Origin of the sequence: Veillonella parvula, assembly GCF_042850485.1 — a bacterium.
Classification (GTDB): domain Bacteria; phylum Bacillota; class Negativicutes; order Veillonellales; family Veillonellaceae; genus Veillonella; species Veillonella parvula_Q.
Genome location: NZ_AP031417.1, coordinates 1,805,002 through 1,825,642, shown reverse-complemented (window position 1 = coordinate 1,825,642; position 20,641 = coordinate 1,805,002). Strand labels below are relative to the sequence as shown.

General features: G+C 39.1%; 13 protein-coding genes. 10 read left to right on the top strand and 3 right to left on the bottom strand.

Annotated elements, in window-relative coordinates; translation table 11 throughout:
• Nucleotides 1-59: 59 nt before the first annotated feature.
• From ACGHIY_RS08380 to ACGHIY_RS08370, 3 genes are all read left to right on the top strand, one after another.
• Entirely contained in the window at nt 60-1,493 is a 1,434-nt protein-coding gene (locus ACGHIY_RS08380; RefSeq protein WP_215675836.1) for an aldehyde dehydrogenase family protein, read from the top strand.
• Between the two features lie 11 nt (nt 1,494-1,504).
• Nucleotides 1,505-2,623, top strand: coding sequence for a 1-propanol dehydrogenase PduQ (locus ACGHIY_RS08375; protein ID WP_024062162.1), 1,119 nt, complete (start codon nt 1,505-1,507; stop codon nt 2,621-2,623).
• Between the two features lie 536 nt (nt 2,624-3,159).
• Nucleotides 3,160-7,416 carry an acyl-CoA dehydratase activase-related protein gene (locus ACGHIY_RS08370; protein WP_390525474.1) on the top strand — a complete coding sequence of 1,419 codons (4,257 nt, stop codon included), beginning with the start codon at nt 3,160-3,162 and terminating at the stop codon, nt 7,414-7,416.
• A gap of 709 nt (nt 7,417-8,125) precedes the next feature.
• On the opposite strand, the gene ACGHIY_RS08365 is transcribed toward ACGHIY_RS08370, so the two are convergent.
• A complete protein-coding gene (locus ACGHIY_RS08365) occupies nt 8,126-9,313 on the bottom strand; it encodes a multidrug effflux MFS transporter (protein WP_215675751.1) in 1,188 nt (395 codons plus the stop codon).
• 243 nt (nt 9,314-9,556) lie between these two features.
• Here ACGHIY_RS08365 and ACGHIY_RS08360 point away from each other — a divergent pair, with 243 nt between their 5' ends.
• Entirely contained in the window at nt 9,557-9,817 is a 261-nt protein-coding gene (locus ACGHIY_RS08360; RefSeq protein ID WP_316708913.1) for a PepSY domain-containing protein, read from the top strand.
• Nucleotides 9,818-9,961: 144 nt separating this feature from the next.
• On the opposite strand, the gene ACGHIY_RS08355 is transcribed toward ACGHIY_RS08360, so the two are convergent.
• Complete coding sequence (locus tag ACGHIY_RS08355; RefSeq protein WP_004694986.1) at nt 9,962-11,599, bottom strand: L-lactate permease; 1,638 nt, start codon at nt 11,597-11,599, stop codon at nt 9,962-9,964.
• 295 nt (nt 11,600-11,894) lie between these two features.
• The gene (locus tag ACGHIY_RS08350; RefSeq protein WP_004698291.1) at nt 11,895-13,034 is read right to left on the bottom strand and encodes an Ldh family oxidoreductase; all 1,140 of its coding nucleotides are present in this window, start codon (nt 13,032-13,034) and stop codon (nt 11,895-11,897) included.
• 580 nt (nt 13,035-13,614) lie between these two features.
• Here ACGHIY_RS08350 and ACGHIY_RS08345 point away from each other — a divergent pair.
• From ACGHIY_RS08345 to ACGHIY_RS08320, 6 genes are all read left to right on the top strand, one after another.
• Complete coding sequence (locus ACGHIY_RS08345; protein ID WP_021148570.1) at nt 13,615-15,618, top strand: molybdopterin-dependent oxidoreductase; 2,004 nt, start codon at nt 13,615-13,617, stop codon at nt 15,616-15,618.
• Between the two features lie 204 nt (nt 15,619-15,822).
• Nucleotides 15,823-17,154: a branched-chain amino acid transport system II carrier protein gene (gene brnQ, locus ACGHIY_RS08340; RefSeq protein ID WP_008602374.1), complete on the top strand. Its 1,332-nt coding sequence runs from the start codon at nt 15,823-15,825 to the stop codon at nt 17,152-17,154.
• 149 nt (nt 17,155-17,303) lie between these two features.
• On the top strand, nt 17,304-18,377 hold the full coding sequence (locus ACGHIY_RS08335; protein ID WP_287511001.1) for an iron-containing alcohol dehydrogenase family protein: 1,074 nt from the start codon (nt 17,304-17,306) through the stop codon (nt 18,375-18,377).
• 44 nt (nt 18,378-18,421) lie between these two features.
• Nucleotides 18,422-18,658, top strand: coding sequence for a DUF1653 domain-containing protein (locus ACGHIY_RS08330; protein WP_390525473.1), 237 nt, complete (start codon nt 18,422-18,424; stop codon nt 18,656-18,658).
• Between the two features lie 8 nt (nt 18,659-18,666).
• Nucleotides 18,667-19,443: an HAD family hydrolase gene (locus tag ACGHIY_RS08325; RefSeq protein WP_278606452.1), complete on the top strand. Its 777-nt coding sequence runs from the start codon at nt 18,667-18,669 to the stop codon at nt 19,441-19,443.
• A 136-nt stretch (nt 19,444-19,579) separates the two neighbouring features.
• Nucleotides 19,580-20,488 (top strand): DUF3829 domain-containing protein, encoded by a 909-nt coding sequence (locus ACGHIY_RS08320; protein ID WP_278606451.1) that lies wholly within the window; start codon nt 19,580-19,582, stop codon nt 20,486-20,488.
• Nucleotides 20,489-20,641: the final 153 nt, after the last annotated feature.

Sequence of the window (20,641 nt, the reverse complement as noted above, 5' to 3'; positions counted from 1 at the left end):
TGTGTACACTGTTAGTTGACATGGTCATTGCATCAGCAATGCAACCTATATGGAGGTTCATGGTGGAAAACAATACACAGTTGAAAGAAATGATCCGCTCCATGGTTATAGATCTATTACAGGGGCAAAAGCAAGAAGCAGCCTCATCACAACCTGTTAAACAAGCGCCTAGGGGACAAGTTGAACCAGGTGTATTTGATACAGTTGATGATGCAATTCAAGCAGCAAAAGCAGCGCAAGCGCGTTTTGAAGATTGCACCTTGGCAACTCGTGAAAAGGTAATAGCAGACATCCGTGCTACTATGCGTCCACGAGTACAAGAATTGGCTCAAAAAACTGTTGAAGAAACAGGGATGGGGCGTGTTGCAGATAAAGTATTAAAATTAAACCTTACACTCGATAAAACACCGGGTGTAGAAGATCTCGTTACCGAGTGTGAAACTGGTGATAATGGCATGACATTGTATGAACTGTCTGCTTATGGTGTCATCGGGGCTATTACACCAAGTACAAATCCAGCAGAAACGTTAATATGTAATACTATCGGCATGCTAGCAGCAGGGAATGCAGTATTCTTTAGTGTACATCCTGGTGCTAAGCATCTCAGTCGATTGCTAGTTAGTGAACTTAACCAAATCATTGCTAAATCGATTGGCATTGAAAACCTTATCGTTACACTTCGTGAACCATCTATTGAGTCTGCTCAAGAGATGATGCTACACCCAGATGTGAGCTTATTAGTTGTTACTGGTGGTCCTGGCGTAGTAAAACAAGCGCTTCAAAGCGGTAAAAAGGTTATCGGTGCAGGTGCTGGTAATCCACCCGCCTTTGTAGATGAAACGGCAGATATTAAAAAGGCCGCCCAAGATATCGTGCTCGGTGCTAGCCTAGATAATAATATCCTTTGTATCGCTGAAAAGAGCGTCGTTGCTATGCGCCAAATCGAGCCACAGCTAGTTCAAGAAATGGTAAAAGCAGGATGTGTCCTCATTGACAATCAACAAGATATTCAACGCCTCGTAGATTTAACAGTCTTACCAAATGGGACACCAAATAAAAAGTTCGTCGGTAAGAATGCAAGTGTCATTCTTGATGCGGCACATATTCCGTACAATGGTGATCCACGGTTGATTATCATGCGCACACCAAAAGACCATCCATTTGCAGTCATTGAAATGTTAATGCCTATTCTACCTGTTGTAACGGTAGATAGCTTTGATGAAGGACTCGATGTATGCTTGATGTTAGAAGCAGGCTTACATCATACGGCAACAATGCATTCCTTAAATATGGAACGCCTCAATCGGATGGCCCGTAAAATGAAAACTTCCATTTTTGTTAAGAATGGCCCATCCTATGCCGGTCTTGGCTTTAGCGGTGAAGGTACGACAACCTTTACAATCGCTACACCTACTGGGGAATCCACTACATCGGCTCGCTGCTTTGCACGCCGTCGTAGATGTTGTTTAACAACAGGATTTAATATTCGATAGGTGGTGAGTATATGAATAAATGGACTTTTCCAACCCAAATTTATTCGGGTACAGATTCGTTGAATCGTCTTACAGAATTTAATAATGAATCTATCCTTATCATATGTGATCCATTTTTAAAAGACTCACCAAGCCTTACGTATGTGATGGGGTTAATGGATAGTAAAAATAAGGTGACTACATATACAGATGTAGTACCCGACCCACCCATAACTCATGTAGTAAAAGGCATTGAATTTATGGAAGCTATTAAACCGACTGTTATCATCGCTATTGGTGGTGGATCCTGCATCGATATGAGCAAAGGGATAGCTTATTTCGGTCGTAAGTTAAAGCATATGGATATTAAATTATTCATCGCCATTCCTACTACAAGTGGAACAGGCTCTGAAGTAACTTCCTTTGCTGTTCTTACAGATAGTGAAACACAAATTAAGTATCCTCTTGTAGATGATGCGGTATTACCTGATGAAGCTTTATTAACGCCATTATTTGTAAAAACATCTCCACCTAGTGTTACTGCATTTAGTGGTATGGATGTACTCGTTCATGCTCTAGAAGCCTATGTGGCGACTGCTGCAAATAACTTCACCGATGCATTGGCACAACAGGCGATCGAGCTTGTCTTTACATTCTTACCAAAATGTCATAAGCCAACAGCTACAGAGCAAGACCGCATGTCTATGCACGAAGCATCATGTCTTGCAGGGCTTTCCTTTAATAAGGCTGGCTTAGGTATCGTTCATGCCATGGCTCATCAGTTGGGAGGACAATTCCATGTGCCTCATGGGCTAGCTAATAGCATGCTCTTGCCGTATGTAATTGCATTTAACTGCTCTCATAATCAAGAGGTAGCAAAGAAATATGCAGCATTATCTGCGAAATTAGGCTTTGCATCACATAAAGCATCTGAAAGTGACAAATTAGGAGCCCTGTTAGAAGCGATTATAAAGTTACAACGTACTTTGGAATGTCCTATGACACTAACAGAGTTTGGAGTAGACAAAGCTACATCCGGTGAAAAACTTACGCTCATGGCTAGCAGAGCATTAGAAGATATGTGCTATCGCTTTAATCCATACCCAGCAAATCAGGATGATCTTATTAGTTTGTATGAAAATGTTATGTAATTTATATAGAGTAAATAAATAAATTACAAAAAATATAATCAGTAATGTAGAAAAAAGAGACTTTAATGGTTTCATTGAAGTCTCTTTTTTATTAGGCATGATTACTTATTTATTTGTATATGATCGCTTGATAGAAAGGAAAACATTGTATCTGTTGGATTTAACGATGTATGTATCTATCTCTTTATATATTACTGTAGTGATGTGCTATTAGATATACTTTTTTTCATTTTAGAATGATATAATATTTTTTACATCCTATAACAATCTAGAGTCGTTATTCAAATTTAGTCATATTCTATATAACTCATTGGAATATAGAATAACATAGATTTTATCTACATTTGTTGTATAATAAAGATAGGATATTTAAAAATTTAGATATTTTGGTGAAAGTATTATATCCTTATCTATTTTAATTTTTTATTTTAGATGCTTAGTACAGTATATATGTTGTACATATTACATGTGAGACTTTCACAAAAATAAGTATGGTCACTTAGGTGGTCATACAGTCGTTAAAAAGAGAGGTATTTATGCAGCACATGCTACGCATGGGGATTGACGTGGGGTCTACAACGGTTAAAGTTGTATTATTGGACGAACACGATAATTATTTGTATAAAAAGTACATACGCCATTATGCAAACATATTGGACACAGTATATACCTTGTTACAAGAGGCTCAAGTTGGTCATGAAGACGCTCTTGTTCATGTATGTATTACTGGTTCTGGTGGGATGGCTATGGCCGAAAAGGTGCGCATCCCATTCGTACAAGAGGTTATTGCTGAAACGCGAGCTGTGAAAGCCCTCTATCCAGAGACAGACGTTATCATCGAACTTGGTGGTGAAGATGCGAAGGTTACGTATTTAGGTCAAACTGCAGAACATCGTATGAATGGCTCCTGTGCTGGTGGTACGGGCGCTTTTATCGACCAAATGGCGACTTTATTGCAGACAGATGCATCTGGCCTTAACCAATTAGCCATGAATGCTGATACGATTTATCCAATTGCGGCACGCTGTGGCGTATTTGCTAAAACAGACGTACAAGCTTTGTTAAACCAAGGTGCATCTCATGAAAATATTGCAAAATCTGTATTCCAAGCAATTGTAAATCAAACGATTGCTGGCCTTGCATGCGGTCATAAAATCGAAGGTAATGTAGCGTTCCTTGGCGGTCCGTTGACATTCTTGTCTGAATTACGCCAATGCTTCTGTGATACCTTAGAGCTAGATGAAGCGCATCGCATTATCCCTGAAAATGGTGAATTATTCATCGCTTTAGGGGCGGCATTGATGAAAGATGAGTGCCGTGAGATTACGGTTGGTCAATTGACAAAGGAAATCGGTGCACTTATTGGTATTCCTATGGAAGCTACAGACCGTGTGGATCCGCTGTTTAAAAATGAACAAGAATTAGAAGAGTTCCGAGCTCGTCACGCTAAGGCGGTAACGCCAAAGGCGAATATCGAGGATGCTCAAGGTCCTTGTTACCTTGGTATTGATGCTGGCTCTACTACTCTTAAGGTAGTTCTTATCAATAGCAACAAGGAAATTATCTTCTCTCACTATGGTCCTAACCATGGTAAACCGTTAGAAAAATCTCGTGAAATCATCGAGAAAATATATGAATTATTGCCAAAAGGCGCCTATATTGCACACTCTGGCGTAACTGGCTACGGTGAGGCCTTTCTTAAACGCGCCCTCGGCATCGATATTGGTGAAGTAGAAACGATGGCTCACTATCGTGCGGCCCGATTCTTCTGCCCTGATGTATCCTTTATTTTGGATATTGGCGGTCAAGATATGAAATGCTGTAAGGTTCGTGATGGGTACATCGAAGATATCGTGTTGAACGAAGCTTGCTCCTCTGGTTGCGGCTCTTTTATTGATACATTTGCATCTGGTCTACGCATTCCTATCGATCAATTCGCAAAAGAAGGATTATTGGCACCTATGCCAATCGACTTAGGATCTCGTTGTACTGTATTTATGAACTCTAAGGTTAAGCAGGCTCAAAAAGAAGGTGCTACGGTACAAGATATCGCAGCAGGTCTTGCTTATTCTGTAATTAAAAATGCCCTTTATAAGGTTCTTAAGGTGAAAGACCCTAAAGAATTAGGCGATCATATCGTTGTTCAAGGTGGTACGTTCTATAATGAATCTGTTTTGCGTGCCTTTGAGAAATTGATGGGCGTAGAGGTGATTCGCCCTGATGTATCTGGCTTGATGGGTGCATACGGTATGGCTCTTCTTGCAGCGGAAACGGCGGAAGAGTTACAAAAGGGTGAAAGTACATTGCTAGATAGTGAAGGCCTTAATTCTTTACAAGTATCTACGACAATGCGCAATTGTGGCCTTTGCCCAAATAACTGCATGCTTACTATCAATGCTTTCTCCGATGGTCGTACGTACGTAACGGGCAACCGTTGTGATCGCGGTGCTGGCGATATGATCCAAGAGAAACGTAAGCCAGTTCCTAACTTGGTAGATGTAAAATTACGTCGTTACTTTGATTACTACTTGAAGAAAAACATTCCAGAGTTTGAAGGTAAAATGCGTGTAGGTATTCCTCGCGTTCTCAACATGTATGAGGACTTCCCATTCTGGTTTACATTCTTCAATAGCTTGGGTTATGAAGTAATCCTTTCAGATTATACGACTAAGGATCAATACAATAAGGCTATCGATACGATTCCATCCGATACGGCTTGCTATCCAGCAAAAGCTGTTCATGGTCACATTCGCGACTTAGCGAATGCACAGGTAGACTTTATTTGGTACCCTTGTATTCAACATGGCCCTAAGGAATTTAGCCGCGACAATAATTACCATTGTCCAATGGTTATTTCCTATCCAGAACTTATCAAAAATAATATGCAAGAGGTATTGGGCGATACTCCATTCCACGCACCATTCTTGCCGTTAGCTGATAAAAAATCCCTTGTTCCGGCCCTTGTGAAAGCATTGGATTTTTTAAACTTAAAGAAGAAGGATATTGCTAAGGCTGTAGACCTCGCTTGGGAAGAGCAGGAAAACTGTAAAGCGTCTTACCGTGAAACGACAAAGAAAACTGTGTCTCGCCTCGTGGCAGAACAAATTCCGACAATCGTATTGGCTGGCCGTCCATATCATTTGGACTCCGGTATTAACCACGGTATTCCTGAACTTATCACATCTCTTGGTATGGCTGTTCTTACAGAAGATGGCGTTGCACCATTAGGCAATGAAATCAAGCATTTACGTGTTGTAGACCAATGGTCCTACCATAGTCGCCTATATCGTGCCGCTGAATTTGTAAGTAGAACTGAAGGATTCCAAATTGTAGAGCTTAACTCCTTTGGTTGTGGACTGGATTCTATCGTAGCAGATCAGGTAAAAGATATACTTTCAGCAAACCACAAAATCCATACCTTGCTCAAAATCGATGAAGGTACAAACCTTGGAGCCGTGACAATCCGTTTGCGATCCTTGCAATCTGTAATGGAACGTAGTTTGCGTCGTCATCATAATCCTGAGGCGCCGGAAGAGGTAGTGGTAGAGAAATTACCAACTTACGATTACAATCGCGTTGTCTTTACAGAAGAAATGCGTAAGACTTATAAAATCTTGGTACCACAAATGTCACCATTGCATTTTAGCCTCTTAGAGCCAGTTCTCAAAAATGAAGGATATGACTTTGAAATGTTGCCAGCGCCTACGCGTGACGATATCGAAGTGGGTTTAAAATACATTAATAATGATGCATGTTACCCAGCGATTATCGTTGTAGGGCAGCTCATGTCCGCACTATTATCCGGTAAATATGATGTAGATAAGACGGCTGTTATCATCTCTCAAACTGGTGGTGGTTGTCGTGCTACAAACTACATCGGTTACTTACGTAAAGCATTGATTGATGCTGGTATGAAACAAGTACCTATTCTATCTCTTAATGCGAGTGATATGGAACGCCAACCAGGCTTTAAGTTGACAAAAGGTTTCTTACATCGCATGATTCAAGCTGTTGTATACGGTGATGCGCTCATGCAATGTGTTCTTGCCACACGGCCATACGAGACAAATCCTGGTTCTACCGATGCATTATGTGATTATTGGATTAAAAAATTACGTGATAATATTACATCTGCCAGTCTTCGACAATATAATAAGTACATCAAAGAAATCATTCATGACTTTGATAACTTGCCAGTCAACAAGGATGTACAGAAACCTCGTGTTGGCGTTGTAGGGGAAATTTACGTTAAATTCCATCCAAGTGCTAACAATCATATTAATGAGCTCATTGAAAAGGAAGGCGGCGAAGTCGTTACATCTGGCTTGCTAGATTTCTTCTTGTATTGTGCAATGGATAGCACATACCGTGCTAAGCACCTTGATGGTACATGGCTATCTGGCTTCTTCGGTACATTGGCTCGTGAAGCCCTTGAACTCTACCGCTTGCCATATGCAAAAGCCGTAGCAGCGTCAAAACACTTTGACCCGTTACAACGTATGACAGAAGTAGCGAAAGAAGCAGCTCAATTCATCGGACTTGGTAACCAATGTGGTGAAGGCTGGTTCCTCACAGGCGATATGATTGACCTCATCGAAAAAGGGGCTAAACAAATCGTATGCTTACAACCATTTGGATGTTTACCAAACCACGTAACAGGTAAAGGCATGGTAAAAACACTATCCGCTGCCTACCCAGACGTGCGAATCGCAGCTATCGACTACGATCCAGGATCCAGTGTGGTTAACCAAGCAAACCGATTGAAACTACTACTATCGACAATGTTTGAATAAGGGTGCTCTGTTATATTTTCAATGGGGCTCCGTGACAACTACATAACACTAGTATAGAAAAAACACAGCCCTCTCTTGGCTCAGTACGGCGCTACACTTCGTAAAATCGCTGCAGAGAGGGCTGTGTTCTTTTCTATATACACCTGTTATGAAGCGGTCCCATTGAAAATATAACTAGTGCAGTGGGGAGAAGTTGGGATGGAATTTAGTGAATAAGCGATAAGGTCCCTTACATTTTATAATGGGGCCCGAATACAACTGCATATTACTAGTATAGAAAAAATACAGCCCTCTCTTGGCTCAGTACGTCACTACGTTCCGTAAAATCGCTGCAGAGAGGGCTGTATTCTTTTCTATATACGCTAATTATGAAGATGTCCCATTGAAAATATAACTGGATAGAGGAGGGGGAAGAAATGTGGAGATGTGCCTATGGCACATCTCCTTTCTCCTACAATCAGTTGTGTAGGTGGTTTTCGTTATTATGCCTAGGTGTTTGTAGAGTTAAAGAATTAATCTATTTTGAAATATGCTTGTAAAGCCCAACAATGGGACGCCTCTATAGATAATGTTAATATAAATACGATACCCCTTTCCGAAGCGATTTTACGAAGTACTGAGCAAGGAAAGGGGTATCGTATTTATATACTAATATTATTTTGTTGTAGTCGGGCCCCATTGTGGGGCTTATACAAATGTGTAAAAGAGATTAATCTTTTTCTACCAAACCATATAGGCACAATAAGGAAAGCACTGCACATACTAGCATTGTAATCCCCATGGGAATCCCCGTATATTCCCCACCAATACCAACTAATGGAGATACGATTCCTGCAGAGAACATGCTAGCAAAGCCAAGTACTGCAGAGGCACTTCCAGCCATTTTACCGTATTTAGCCATTGCCATAGAGAAAGAGGCAGAGCCAAATAGGGATACTGTACATACGGTAAAGAATAGAATGGCCGTTACAGGAATAAGTGGCCATTCGAAAAGCATAGCTATTAAGAATAGCAAGGAGCCGATTGTTAGTTGCCAGAGGGCAAATGTTAGTAATTGTCGAACTGTGATTACATTACTTAATCTAGCGCTTATGGCACTAGCTAAGATAATACCACAGCTATTGATACCAAAGAGATAGCTAAATTCTTGTGCAGATAGTTGGAAGATGTTTTGGTATACAAAGGATGAACCTGAGATATACGCAAAGAATCCACCAAAAGCAAAGAATTGGATTAGTGTTTGCCCAAGGAATCGCTTATCTTTAATAAGCGTAATGTAGTTCTTTGTAGCAGTTGCAACGCCACCTGTAACGCGTTTTTCTTTAGGTAAGCTTTCACGGAAGAGAAGAGATCCCGCTAATAGAATAGCAGAAAATATTGCTAAAATAACGAAGATAACGCGCCATGTAGTGAATAGTAATAATTGACCTCCGATGAGCGGAGCGATTACTGGCGCCAAACCGTTAACCATCATGAGCAATGCAAAGAGTTTAGTCAATTCTTGACCAAATGCAAAATCTCGAGCGATGGCCTTAGCAATTACAACGCCCACAGATCCTGTTAAACCTTGTAGAAAGCGTCCTAGTAAAAGTATTTCAATGCTTGGTGCATAAGCACAGATTATGCTAGAGATAACGCAAAGTAAGTTGCCTGTTATAAGAGGCAACTTGCGGCCCATAGTATCACTAATAGGACCTCCAAATAATTGACCTAATGCAACACCAAAAGTCATCACACCAATGGTCATTTGAATATTTGATGCAGATGTATTTAGTTCACTAGGCATAATTGGTAATGCTGGTAAATATAAATCTGTTGCAAGTGGTGTGATGGCTGTCAACAGACCAAGGAATACTACTAAGATGAAAGAGACCTTAGCAGAATTTTCTTGAGTCATAAAACCCTCCTATACTAAAGTGAGAAAAATAAAAGTCTGCGAATCGCACTTCGCAGACTGCATTTAATTTTTTCTATTTGATACGATGTATTTTACCATGATTGAGAAAAAATATCTATATGAAATATTGACTTTGCTATATCTCTATTTATAGATTACAATTAGTATATTAATTATATCTAAAAATATCAATGTGTTTATTGGCGATGGGAGAATTATATGAAATATTAACTAAAAGGTTTTGTGTTAGCTGCAATAGTAGTAATCGGGACAGCTACGATTTCATCTGTAGAAGCAATTAGTTCTGATGAGGCTGTTCAAAGCGCCTTAGCACGTGTGCCGGGTGCAACAGTTGCAAATGTAACTGAATTCAATCGTGATTATGAGAATGGCCGTTTAGAGTATGAAGGTGAAATACATTATAACGGTTATGAATATGATTTTGAAATTGATACAGATACTGGGACCTTTACTAAATGGGAAGTAGAGCAAGCGGCTTATTAATAGATTGTTACAATTATTTATAGCAAATTAGTGAACTCTAAACTGTATTATCATTAAGCCATGTTATATGTAGTATTCTCATATGTGGCAACAAAAAAAGAACAGCTCGTGAAAAGCTGTTCTTTTTTGTATTGTTACCAGTTCTTAGAAGAAGAAGTGGTGAATTTCATGGATGAAATGTTGACCGAAGAAGGAGATACAACCATGCATAACGATGAAGATCAAGAAGTATTTGAATGCGCTGTTCATGATAACGCTTGCTTCGATTTCATGTTCTAGTTTATGAGCTTCTTCAGCACTGATTTCTTTGTGGTTTTCTAGGTATGCTTTTAAAGCAGGTCCTACGGCACCAATAGAAATCGCGATGGATTGTGGGGACAACATTTTGCCGATACCAGCTGCACCGGAGTTAACTGCTGCCAACCAGAAACCAAGGTCTTCGAAGTTTGTAGGATCTAAGCCTTGGGCTGCAGCAATTTGAAGTGGGCCAAACAATACGTTGGAGTTTGTACCAGAACCAGTCAAGAAGGCACCTAACGCACCTACGATAGGTGCGAATAGAGGGTACAATGTACCTGTACCAGCAACCATTGCTTTTGCAATATCTGCAGTCATACCAGAGTAAGTCATCAATTTAGCTGTCATAACAACTGTGATGATTGTAAGGTATGTGAATTTCAAGTTTTTAACTGTGCTACCCAATGTACCGAAGATTTCGCCAGCTTTTGCTTTTTGGATGAAACCACCAACAATACCAGCGATAAAAATCATAATACCAGGAGTTGCAATCCATACGAATGTGTAAGGTTTTGCACCAGCACCTTGATAAATAGGTACAGATGTTTTAATGGACGCAAGAGGACCATTAATTGCAGGGAACAATTTAGAAGTTAATAACAATAATACGAAGATTAAGATGAATGGCATTGCAGCTACAAGGCCTTCGCCACCAGAAACTTTAGGGACTTCGCCAGTTTGTTTAACTGCGTATTTAGGATCATTAGGAGGCATGATTTTTGCACAACCAATGATAACTGCCATGATAACGATGGATGCAGAAATTACGGATAATTCTGGACCCATTACAGCGTTGATTACAGTTTCAGGAACTGCTAATGCTAAACCAGAAAGTAATGTTACAAGGAATACGCCTTTTAACGCTTTAATACCGCCACCAATAATCATAACAACAAAGAATGGAGCGATAAGGTTAAGCAAGAACAATTGTACGGAAATGAATGTACCTAAATGGCTTGGATCAAGGTTTGTTAAGGATGCCAATGTAGTTGTTGGAATCCCGATAGAACCAAATGTTGTTGGTACGGAGTTTGCAACGAGACATGCGATGATAGATTTAAGTGGGTCAAAACCTACGGCAACCATCATAGCTGCAGGAATTGCAACGGCAGTACCGAAGCCAGCCATACCTTCCATGAAGGCACCAAAGCCCCATGCAAGTAGTAATGCAAGTACACGAGTATCAGATGTTACAGAAGAAAGCATGGTTTTAATAGTTTCCATTGCTTTCGTATGTACTACCAAGTTATAAACGAAGATAGCAGCTGTAATAACTAATAGGATTGGCCAGATTGCCAATGCGGCACCTTCAAGGGCACCAGTGACCATAATAAATGGGTCAGCTTGGAATGCTGTAATAGCGATAATGAAAGAACCAATCGCAGCAACACTTGTTGCTTGCCATGCAGGTAATTTCAAGATGGATAACGCTACAATCAACCAAATGATTGGAGATAGCGCTAATAGAACGGTGATAGCACTCATTTCTAAGATCATCCTTTCAAGTAAAACAAAAATATATGCTCAACAGGACGACGTAGTTTAATCAATTTAATTGATGAATAAATCGCTATGATGTTAATTTGTAAAAGTTCAGTTAAAATAAAAGCTTACAATAAAATAACAGATATACTTATCATAAAAATTGATATAGTACATAAAATTTTTTAACCTCATAGCCTATGAGGTTAAAAACATAAGAGAGGGGACATAAACAGTGTTTATGTCCCCTTCTGTACTAACTACAAGTCCTTGTTAGGGCCATTACTAAGTTTAGGTATTAGTAGTTACCTTTGAACATTGTAGCAGGAGCTTCTGGTACATAATCGCCGAAGTAGGATTTGAAGTCTAGACCTAATTCATTGCAAAGGTCTTGAACTTCAAGCATTGTACCGTTAAGTACAGGGATGCCTTCAGCTTTAACTTTTTCAACGGATTCATGTTCTTTTTCGCCATGAGTATAGATACGATCTTGACCTTGAGCTTTAGGTGCTTCACGTAATTCTTGTAAGAATTGGGAGAAGTGTTTTTTGATTTCCGCAGGGTCACCGAAGAATTCAGGGTTGATAGCCATGAAGCCGTGGCAGATATTGGATTTACCACCAACCATACATTTGTTGGAAGTACCACCTTGGGACAAGATAGAGGAGAATAATTCAGCAATCATGCCGTTACCATAACCTTTGTGGCCCCCAAGAACTTCTGTAGCACCACCTAAAGGAAGGATACCGCCGCCTTCATGACGGGAGATGTTGCCCAATACTTCAGCTGCATCAGTGGAAGGAACGCCGTCTTTATTAACAGCCCAACCATCTGGAGTAGCTTTGCCCATTTTATTGTACATTTCAAGTTTACCACGAGTTACTACTGTAGTGGAGCAATCGAAGAAGAAGTCAACAGGATCAGCTGGTACAGTCCAAGCGATAGGGTTAGAACCAAGCATAGCTTTACGAGCATATGTAGGAACCATGATTGCTTCGGAGTTTGTACAAGAGAAACCGATTAAGCCTTGGTCGGATGCCATTTTAGCATAGTAACCGGCGATACCGTAGTGGTTGGAGTTACGTACGGATACGATACCAACACCGGATTTTTTAGCTTTTTCGATAGCCATTTCCATAGCTTTATGACCCAATAATTGACCCATGCCGTCATGACCGTCGATAACTGCAGAAATTGGAGTTTCTTTTACGATTTCAGGTTTAGCGTCGATTTTAATCAAGCCATTAGTGATACCTTTATGGTAACGAACCATACGTTGCATACCATGGCTTTGAATACCGAACAAGTCAGAAGTCAAAAGTACGTCTTGGATGATGTCAGCTTCTTTTTCGGAGAAACCAAATTTTTGGAAAGCGTCCATGCTCAATTTTTTTAGTGTTTCATAAGGGAATAACACAGTGTTTTTTGCGTCTGCCATCGTTAAAACCTCTTTTCAGAAAATATGTACCTGATATAGCTACTTCACATTAGATAACCATGAATTCAAAATGATTTCTTGTGAGTTCTATATCCTCTCAAATGACACTGTCAGTATAGCACAGAAACAAGTGAGATTGAATAGTCTTACAGTCTGAACGACATTACTAAATACGCATACGTACCGGTGATTTTTGTCACATAATCTATACGACACTATTAAAATGTCTGATTATACCTAAAACTATATGGTTATGACTTTTAGTAATGATTACATGATTTTTTTGAAGAATTTTGGTATTTTTATAGAACTTATTAGTATATCTGTTTAGGCATTGGACAAGAATGATAATGGATAGATATCGATAAAACTTGAAATGTCTAACTATATATATCAAAATAAATGATGAGGTCATAAATGTAATGTGATAATCGAATGCATTGATATACATAAAATAATCATTTCTAAAACCTTTTTAATTCAGAAGATGTGCAAAAGGTTATACTTATACGAGTCATACTATAATATAATATAAATATACATCCTATAGTTTATACAATTTATAAGCGAGGTGCTTATTATGAAAGAATATAAATCTGTATGCCCATACGATTGTCCCGATGCATGCGGTCTCATTGTATCAGTCGATAATAATAAAGTAATATCTGTTCGAGGGGATAGAGCACATGCTTTCACAAGAGGTACACTATGCCCTAAGATGGCACATTATGAAAAGGTAATCCATTCTCCATTGCGCTTGAAGTCCCCTATGAAGCGTGTCGGTAAAAAGGGAATTGGTGAAGATCAGTACACTCGTATTAGTTGGGATGAAGCCCTTGATGCAATTGTCAATAATTTCAAAGAAACTATTGATACTTATGGCAGTGAAAGTATTTTGCGTTACTCTTATGCAGGAACAATGGGGGTTATTCAGAGTCCTGCAGCAGATTATTTTTTCCGTTGTATTGGTGCTACAGACCAAGATCGAGGTATTTGCTCTCCTGCTAAACAAGCGGGGTTCCGTTCTGTTTACGGTGATACCTTAGCGATTAAACCACAAGAGGCGCAACATAGTGATCTTATCGTCTTGTGGGGGATAAATGCGACAGCCACAGATGTTCATATTTTACATGATGTGAACATTGCGAAAAAGAAGGGGGCTCGCGTTTGGATTATCGACACTCATAAAACTTATACTTTTAGCCAAGCTCATGAACATATTTACGTTAAACCAGGAAGTGATGGGGCACTAGCTTTAGGGATGCTCCATATCATTCATCGTGATGGCTTGGCAGATATAGATTTTATTAAGAAGCATGTCCAAGGCTACGATGAGTTGGTAAAAGAGGTGTTGCTTGACTTTACGCCGGGAAAAGCGGCTGAAATTTGCGGTGTTTCTGTGGAGCGGATGACTGAGTTTGCTCATGCTTATGCAAAGTCAAAAGCGCCGTTTATTCGTCTCGGCAGTGGACTATCTCGATATGGCAATGGTGCTATGACATGCCGTGCTATTAATGCCTTGCCTGCTGTGGTTGGAGCATGGCAATATCCTGGGGGTGGATTGTTGTCGAGTGCTAGTGGTAGTAAATTTATTGGCAAAGATGTGATGCAACAGGCTCATGTTCATGCGCCAGCTAAACGATTGATGCCTATGATTAAACTGGGTGAAATGCTTATAAACCCTGAAGGAACTAAAGTTCATAGTTTATATATCTTCTCTTCAAATCCGGCTATCACAGCTCCTGACCAGAATGTTGTACGTAGAGGGTTGATGCGCGATGACTTATTCACTGTGGTACATGAGCGTTTCTTTACGGATACTTGTAAGTATGCTGATATTATTTTACCAGCCACAACATCTGTGGAGCATGATGATATTTATAATTCTTATGGTCATTACACAATTGGGACGGGTTACAAATTGATTGAGCCAATTGGTGAATCTCGTTCCAACTGGCAAGTTATTGCTGAGTTAGCAAAACGCATGGGGTTGGAGGATGATTTTTTTGACCTTAGTGAAAAAGATCTTATTGAACAAATTGTGCGGACTTCGAGTCGTATATCCAAGAGGGACCAAGAGTTGATTTTAAATGGTGAGCCTGTGGAGATGACGGTACCTGAGAGTTATAAGATGGATTTCAAAACACCGTCTGGAAAAATTGAATTATATAATCCGCAGGATGTAGAACCATTAATTCGGTATATGCCTCCATATGGTGATAATGCACCGTTTTGGCTTATAAATGGTAATGATATTCGAATTTTGGACTCTAGCTTCTGCGAATTAGACTTTAATGATCCTGAGTTGATGAAACTTCGCATCCATCCAGAAGATGCAAAAATGTATAACATAAACGATGGTGCTGAGGTAGAAATCTATAACGATCGTGGCAGTGTAAAAATTAAAGCATACTACGACGATGAAGTACAGAGAGGGACATTGGTAACACTAGGTGTATGGTGGCAATCTCAATCGAGTGATCCTCACGTGGCAATCAATGCGCTTACCGCAGCTCGTCCTACCGATCAGGGATGGGGGAGCACCTTTTATGATGTACAAGTTCATATAAGAAATCTTTTGTAGTGAATGACCAATTAATAGTCTGTAATGATTACTGTAAAATAGGAATTTATCTACTTATTTCTATAAGTAAAAGTTAAAGTCTGTTACTTATGGGAATAACTCTATACGGATATAGAATAGTGAGGATATTTTTCTTGTATACCCAAGCCCCTTTAGATTATAATAGTAATATTATTTTTATATAACCTAAAGGGGGTTACATTTATGAATGGTAACGATAATCTGTCGACCCGTGCTTATCTGGCTATAGGCATGATGTTATTTGCCCTATTCTTTGGGGCAGGGAACTTGATCTTCCCAGCGGCCTTAGGTCAACAAGCTGGTGATAATGTAGGTTGGGCTTTGCTTGGCTTTGTGTTAACTGGTGTAGGACTTCCACTCTTAGGTGTTGCAGCAATGGGCTATTCTTCCTGTAAAGATGTTGAAGAACTAGCAAGCCGTGTTCATCCGATTTATGGCTTGTTGTATACTATTTCTCTTTACTTGAGTATTGGACCAATGTTTGCGACGCCGCGTACTGGTACTGTAGCTTATGAAATCGCAATTAAACCTTTTGCTGAAGGTTTAAGCATGAATATGGAACCAATTTTCTTGGCATTATTCTTTGGTATTTCTTTGTGGTTATCTATTAGTCCACAAAAACTTGTTAACCGTATCGGTAATATTTTGACACCAGCTTTACTTCTTGTAATTCTGTTGTTGATTGTTAAATCTTTTATTACTCCACTTGGTGGGTATGCGGCACCACAACCGGCATATGGTGATGCACCAACGGCTGTGTTACAAGGCTTCTTAGATGGCTACAATACAATGGATGCCTTAGCTTCCGTAGTATTTGCTATTCTTGTAATCGATTTTGTACGCCTCAGTGGTGCTACATCTCGTGCTGTGATTACAAAAACAGTAATGGAGGTAGGTGCAATTGCGGTAGGCCTTCTTGGTATCGTGTATGTATTTATCGCTAATATTGGTGCTACAAGTGTTGAACGCTTTGGTTTGTTCGAGACAGGGGCTCCTGTATTGTCCGTAAGTGCTAACTATTTGTTTGGTGAGTTCGGTCAAATCATCTTGGCTATCATCGTGCTGCTAGCTTGCTTGTCTACAAGTATTGGTCTTATCACTTCTTGCGGTACATATTTCCACAAGCTGACTCCAAAGATTAGTTACAAATTATATGTAGTAATTTTCTCTCTAGCGGCCTTTGGCCTTAGTATGTTTGGCTTGAAAACAATCATCAGTGCAGCAATCCCTGTGTTGATGCTCTTGTATCCGTTGACTATCGTAATCATTTTGTTGGCACTTCTTCATAATGTGTTCGGTGGTCGTCGTTGCGTATATGCATGGACTGTAGCGTTCACAATGATCTCTGCTCTTATGACTGGTCTTGAGACTGCAGGTATTGCACCTATAGCTTTGGAACAGCTCTTTGCTCAATATATTCCATTCCAAAGTGCTGGTATGGGCTGGGTAAGCTTTGCGGTATTAGGCTTTGTTGTGGGTCTTATCCATAAAGGTCTTGCTTCCGATAATAAGTAATAAAGATAAAGGCTCTATGCTTTCATTTTGTGAGAGTATAGAGCCTTTTTATGTTTTGATTGTTGTCATATAAAATTGATTTTGTGTGTAGAAGTTTCTATAATAAGGATAAATAAGGATATAAATGATAAAAGAAGGAAGGAAATTTTATGCGTAGTACTCATTGTTTACCTAGTTATAGTTTTGGAGGTCATGATGTATTTGACGCTATTCCAAAGTTTACAAAATTATATGGCAAGTCTGTAGCTATCATCGGTGGCGAAACAGCTCTTTCTAAAGCTTTGCCACACATTCGTCCAGTGCTTGATAAAGCGGGGATTAAGGTGCTAGATATTATCCACTTTGGTGGAGAGTGTACTTTTGCTCGAGGCAAGGAAATTGCACAAATGGCATCTGTAAAAGATGCGGACTTTTTGTTTGCTGTTGGTGGTGGTAAGGCCATGGATATAGTAAAAGTAGTAGCTATAGAGTTAGATGATAAACCATTCTTTACAATTCCAACCATTGCATCTACTTGTGCGGCAACGTCAGAAGTGGCAGCTGTATACACGGCAGATCATACTTTTGATGACGTAGCTTTTGTAAATCATCCTCCTGTGCACTGCTTTATTGATGCTGATATTCTCGTAGAAGCACCAAGCCGTTACTTGTGGGCAGGAATGGGAGATACTATTGCAAAACACTATGAAACTCATCTTTCTGCTCGCAATCGCGAGCAAGACTATAATACTCAGTTAGGCCTTACTCTAGCTTCTATGTGTAGTGAACCAATTTTAGCACATGGTATACAAGCCTATAAAGATAGTCAAGCTAATAAACGTAGTGATGCCTTTGATACCATTGCTATGACTGTTATCTTTACTACCGGTGTTGTATCAGGTTGTGTTCCTATGGCATATAATAGCAACATGGCTCATGCTGTATGTTATGGCTGTGTTACTAATAAAGAAACAGAAGAAAATCATTTGCATGGTGAAATAGTAGCTTATGGCTTACTTATTTTGTTAACCGTTGACCAACAAATGGATGAGTTACAACGGTGGTTGCCAGTATATCGCGAATTAGGTTGGCCTACTAAACTTTCACAATTAGATCTTACTGCATCGCATATTCCTCAAATTGTTGAAAAGGCTACATCTGTTCATGATATTGATGTATCTCCATATAAAATTACAGCAGATATGTTGACTAAAGCTATTCAATATATGGAATCTCTTGATTAATATGGTTTGTAACTATTTGTGTATGTTATGTGATGAGGTTATAAATGCAAGAAATTGTAAAGGGTGGCTTGTATCGTCATTTTAAAGGAATGTATTATTACGTGCTAGATGTAGCGACTCACTCTGAGACGGGTGAAAAGTTTGTAGTATATCAAAAACTGTATGATGAGCGCGATATGTATGTACGTCCCTTAGAAATGTTTTTGAGCGATGTGGATCGTGAAAAATATCCAAATGTAGCGCAAAAAGAACGGTTTAAGTTAATGAGTGGACGTGATTAGGAGGGACCGTGGAGCAGAAGTTTTTCTTTTTCGATATAGATAATACTTTAGCTGTATGGCCTGAAGGTAAAATCCCTGAAAGTGCTCAATACAGTTTAGATGAGTTAAAGCGTCGTGGTCACCGTGTAGCCTTAGCAACTGGTCGTATTCAAGTAGATGCTAAGCGTTTTGCAGAGCAAGCGGGTCTTACTGATTTTGTAGCAGATGGTGGTCACAGTATCACTGTTAATAATGAATTGGTATCTATGATAGGTATGGATCGTGATGCATGTATTAAATATTTAGAGTATTTAGAATCACATAATATTCCTTGGGCCGTAACTGATCGCAATAAACTCGGTCGTATTACGCCATATAAGGAAATTCTAGAGTGGCATCCTAATTGGGATGTATTTAAAACAACTGTAGACCCTAATTTTGATTTTCATAGTGTTGAAGAATTTTATAAGATTTATGTGTTTTTCAAGGAAGGAGAGGAAGAGGAGAAGGATATCGAGCATATGACACATAAGCTCATTCGTTATGGTGATGGCTGTGTTCTATATGAGCCTATGGAAAAGGCGTTGGGTATTCGTAATATGCTTGAATACTTTGGAATGAAGCCAAATCAAGCTGTTGTATTTGGTGATGGGTATAATGATTTGTCTATGTTTAGACCTGAGTGGCTAAATATTGCTATGGGTAATGCACGCCCTGAATTAAAGGCAAAGGCGGATTATATTACTACAGATTGTGATAAAGATGGTATTTATAATGCGTGTAAGCATTTTAAATGGATCGATTAATTATTGATAATTCCTCTAAATTAGGTGAAGTTTATATGAAGATTTGATTTTGTAGCTGTGGCTACAGAATTGGTGTAGTATAGTTAGTATAATGCGCTTAGTTTAATATTCATGTGTTAAAAGGAGAAGAGAAGATATGAACAATAAACGCAGATTATTTTCAACTTTACTTTGTGTAGCGGCATTGACAGCAGGTTTATTTGTTTCTGGTTGCGGCAGTGATAAAGCGGGTGGCATTGGCTCCGTAGTATCCTCCGTTGTTGATGGCGGTAGCGATGAGAAAGCAGCTGCTAAGCTTAATACACTTATTGATGCAACAAACAACTTCAATGGTGACAATGCAACTTGGGGTCAAAACTATGCAGACAGTTTGGCTAAATTAAAAGGTGGTTTCCAAGAAGGTGCTATTGGTCGTCAACCTCATTATGATACTTTAAAAGATGCTTTGGAAAAATCTAAAAAAGAAGGCTCTACGTTCAAAGAAGTTGATACAGAACGCGATAATGTATTAAATATTCTTAATGAATTAGTACCAACATTCAAAGATTTGAAAGCTTATGATGATTCTAAAGCTTACATGAACGATGGTGGTGCTAAAGGTAAAGAACTAGCAGCTAAATACGTAGCACAAGTAGAAAAATTTGATGCTGCTTATGCGAAGTTCAATGATGCTCTTAACAAAGCTAACACTGAACAAACTAAGAAACAAATCGAAAAATTGAAAAAAGACGGTAAAAAAGGCTATGCAGCAGCAATGGAATCTACGCTTCGCTTGACTAATCTTGTAGAAAATGTAGAAAAAGCTCCTAAAAATGCAGACAAACAAGCTGTAGAAAAAGAACTTAATGAAATTCAAACATTGCTTAAGAGCATAAATAATGATCGTGGAGAAGTGCTTGTTAACTCTTATAACTCTGTAGTTGGTTCTGTTCGTCAAGTACTTAACGATGCAAATGAAAACAACCTTAACGACATGATTGAGAATTTCAATAATTATATTGAGTCTTATAACAATACAACTCCAGATCAATTTGACTCTAAATAATCGAATTAACTACGTGATTATCTGAGGATTACAAAAACAGAGCTCCTTTGAAGCTCTGTTTTTTGTTGTTATTATTTATTGTTATATTATTTTTTTATATTTTTAATCTCAATAGTGCCATAATATGATATACTAAAAAAGAGCCGCTCATGG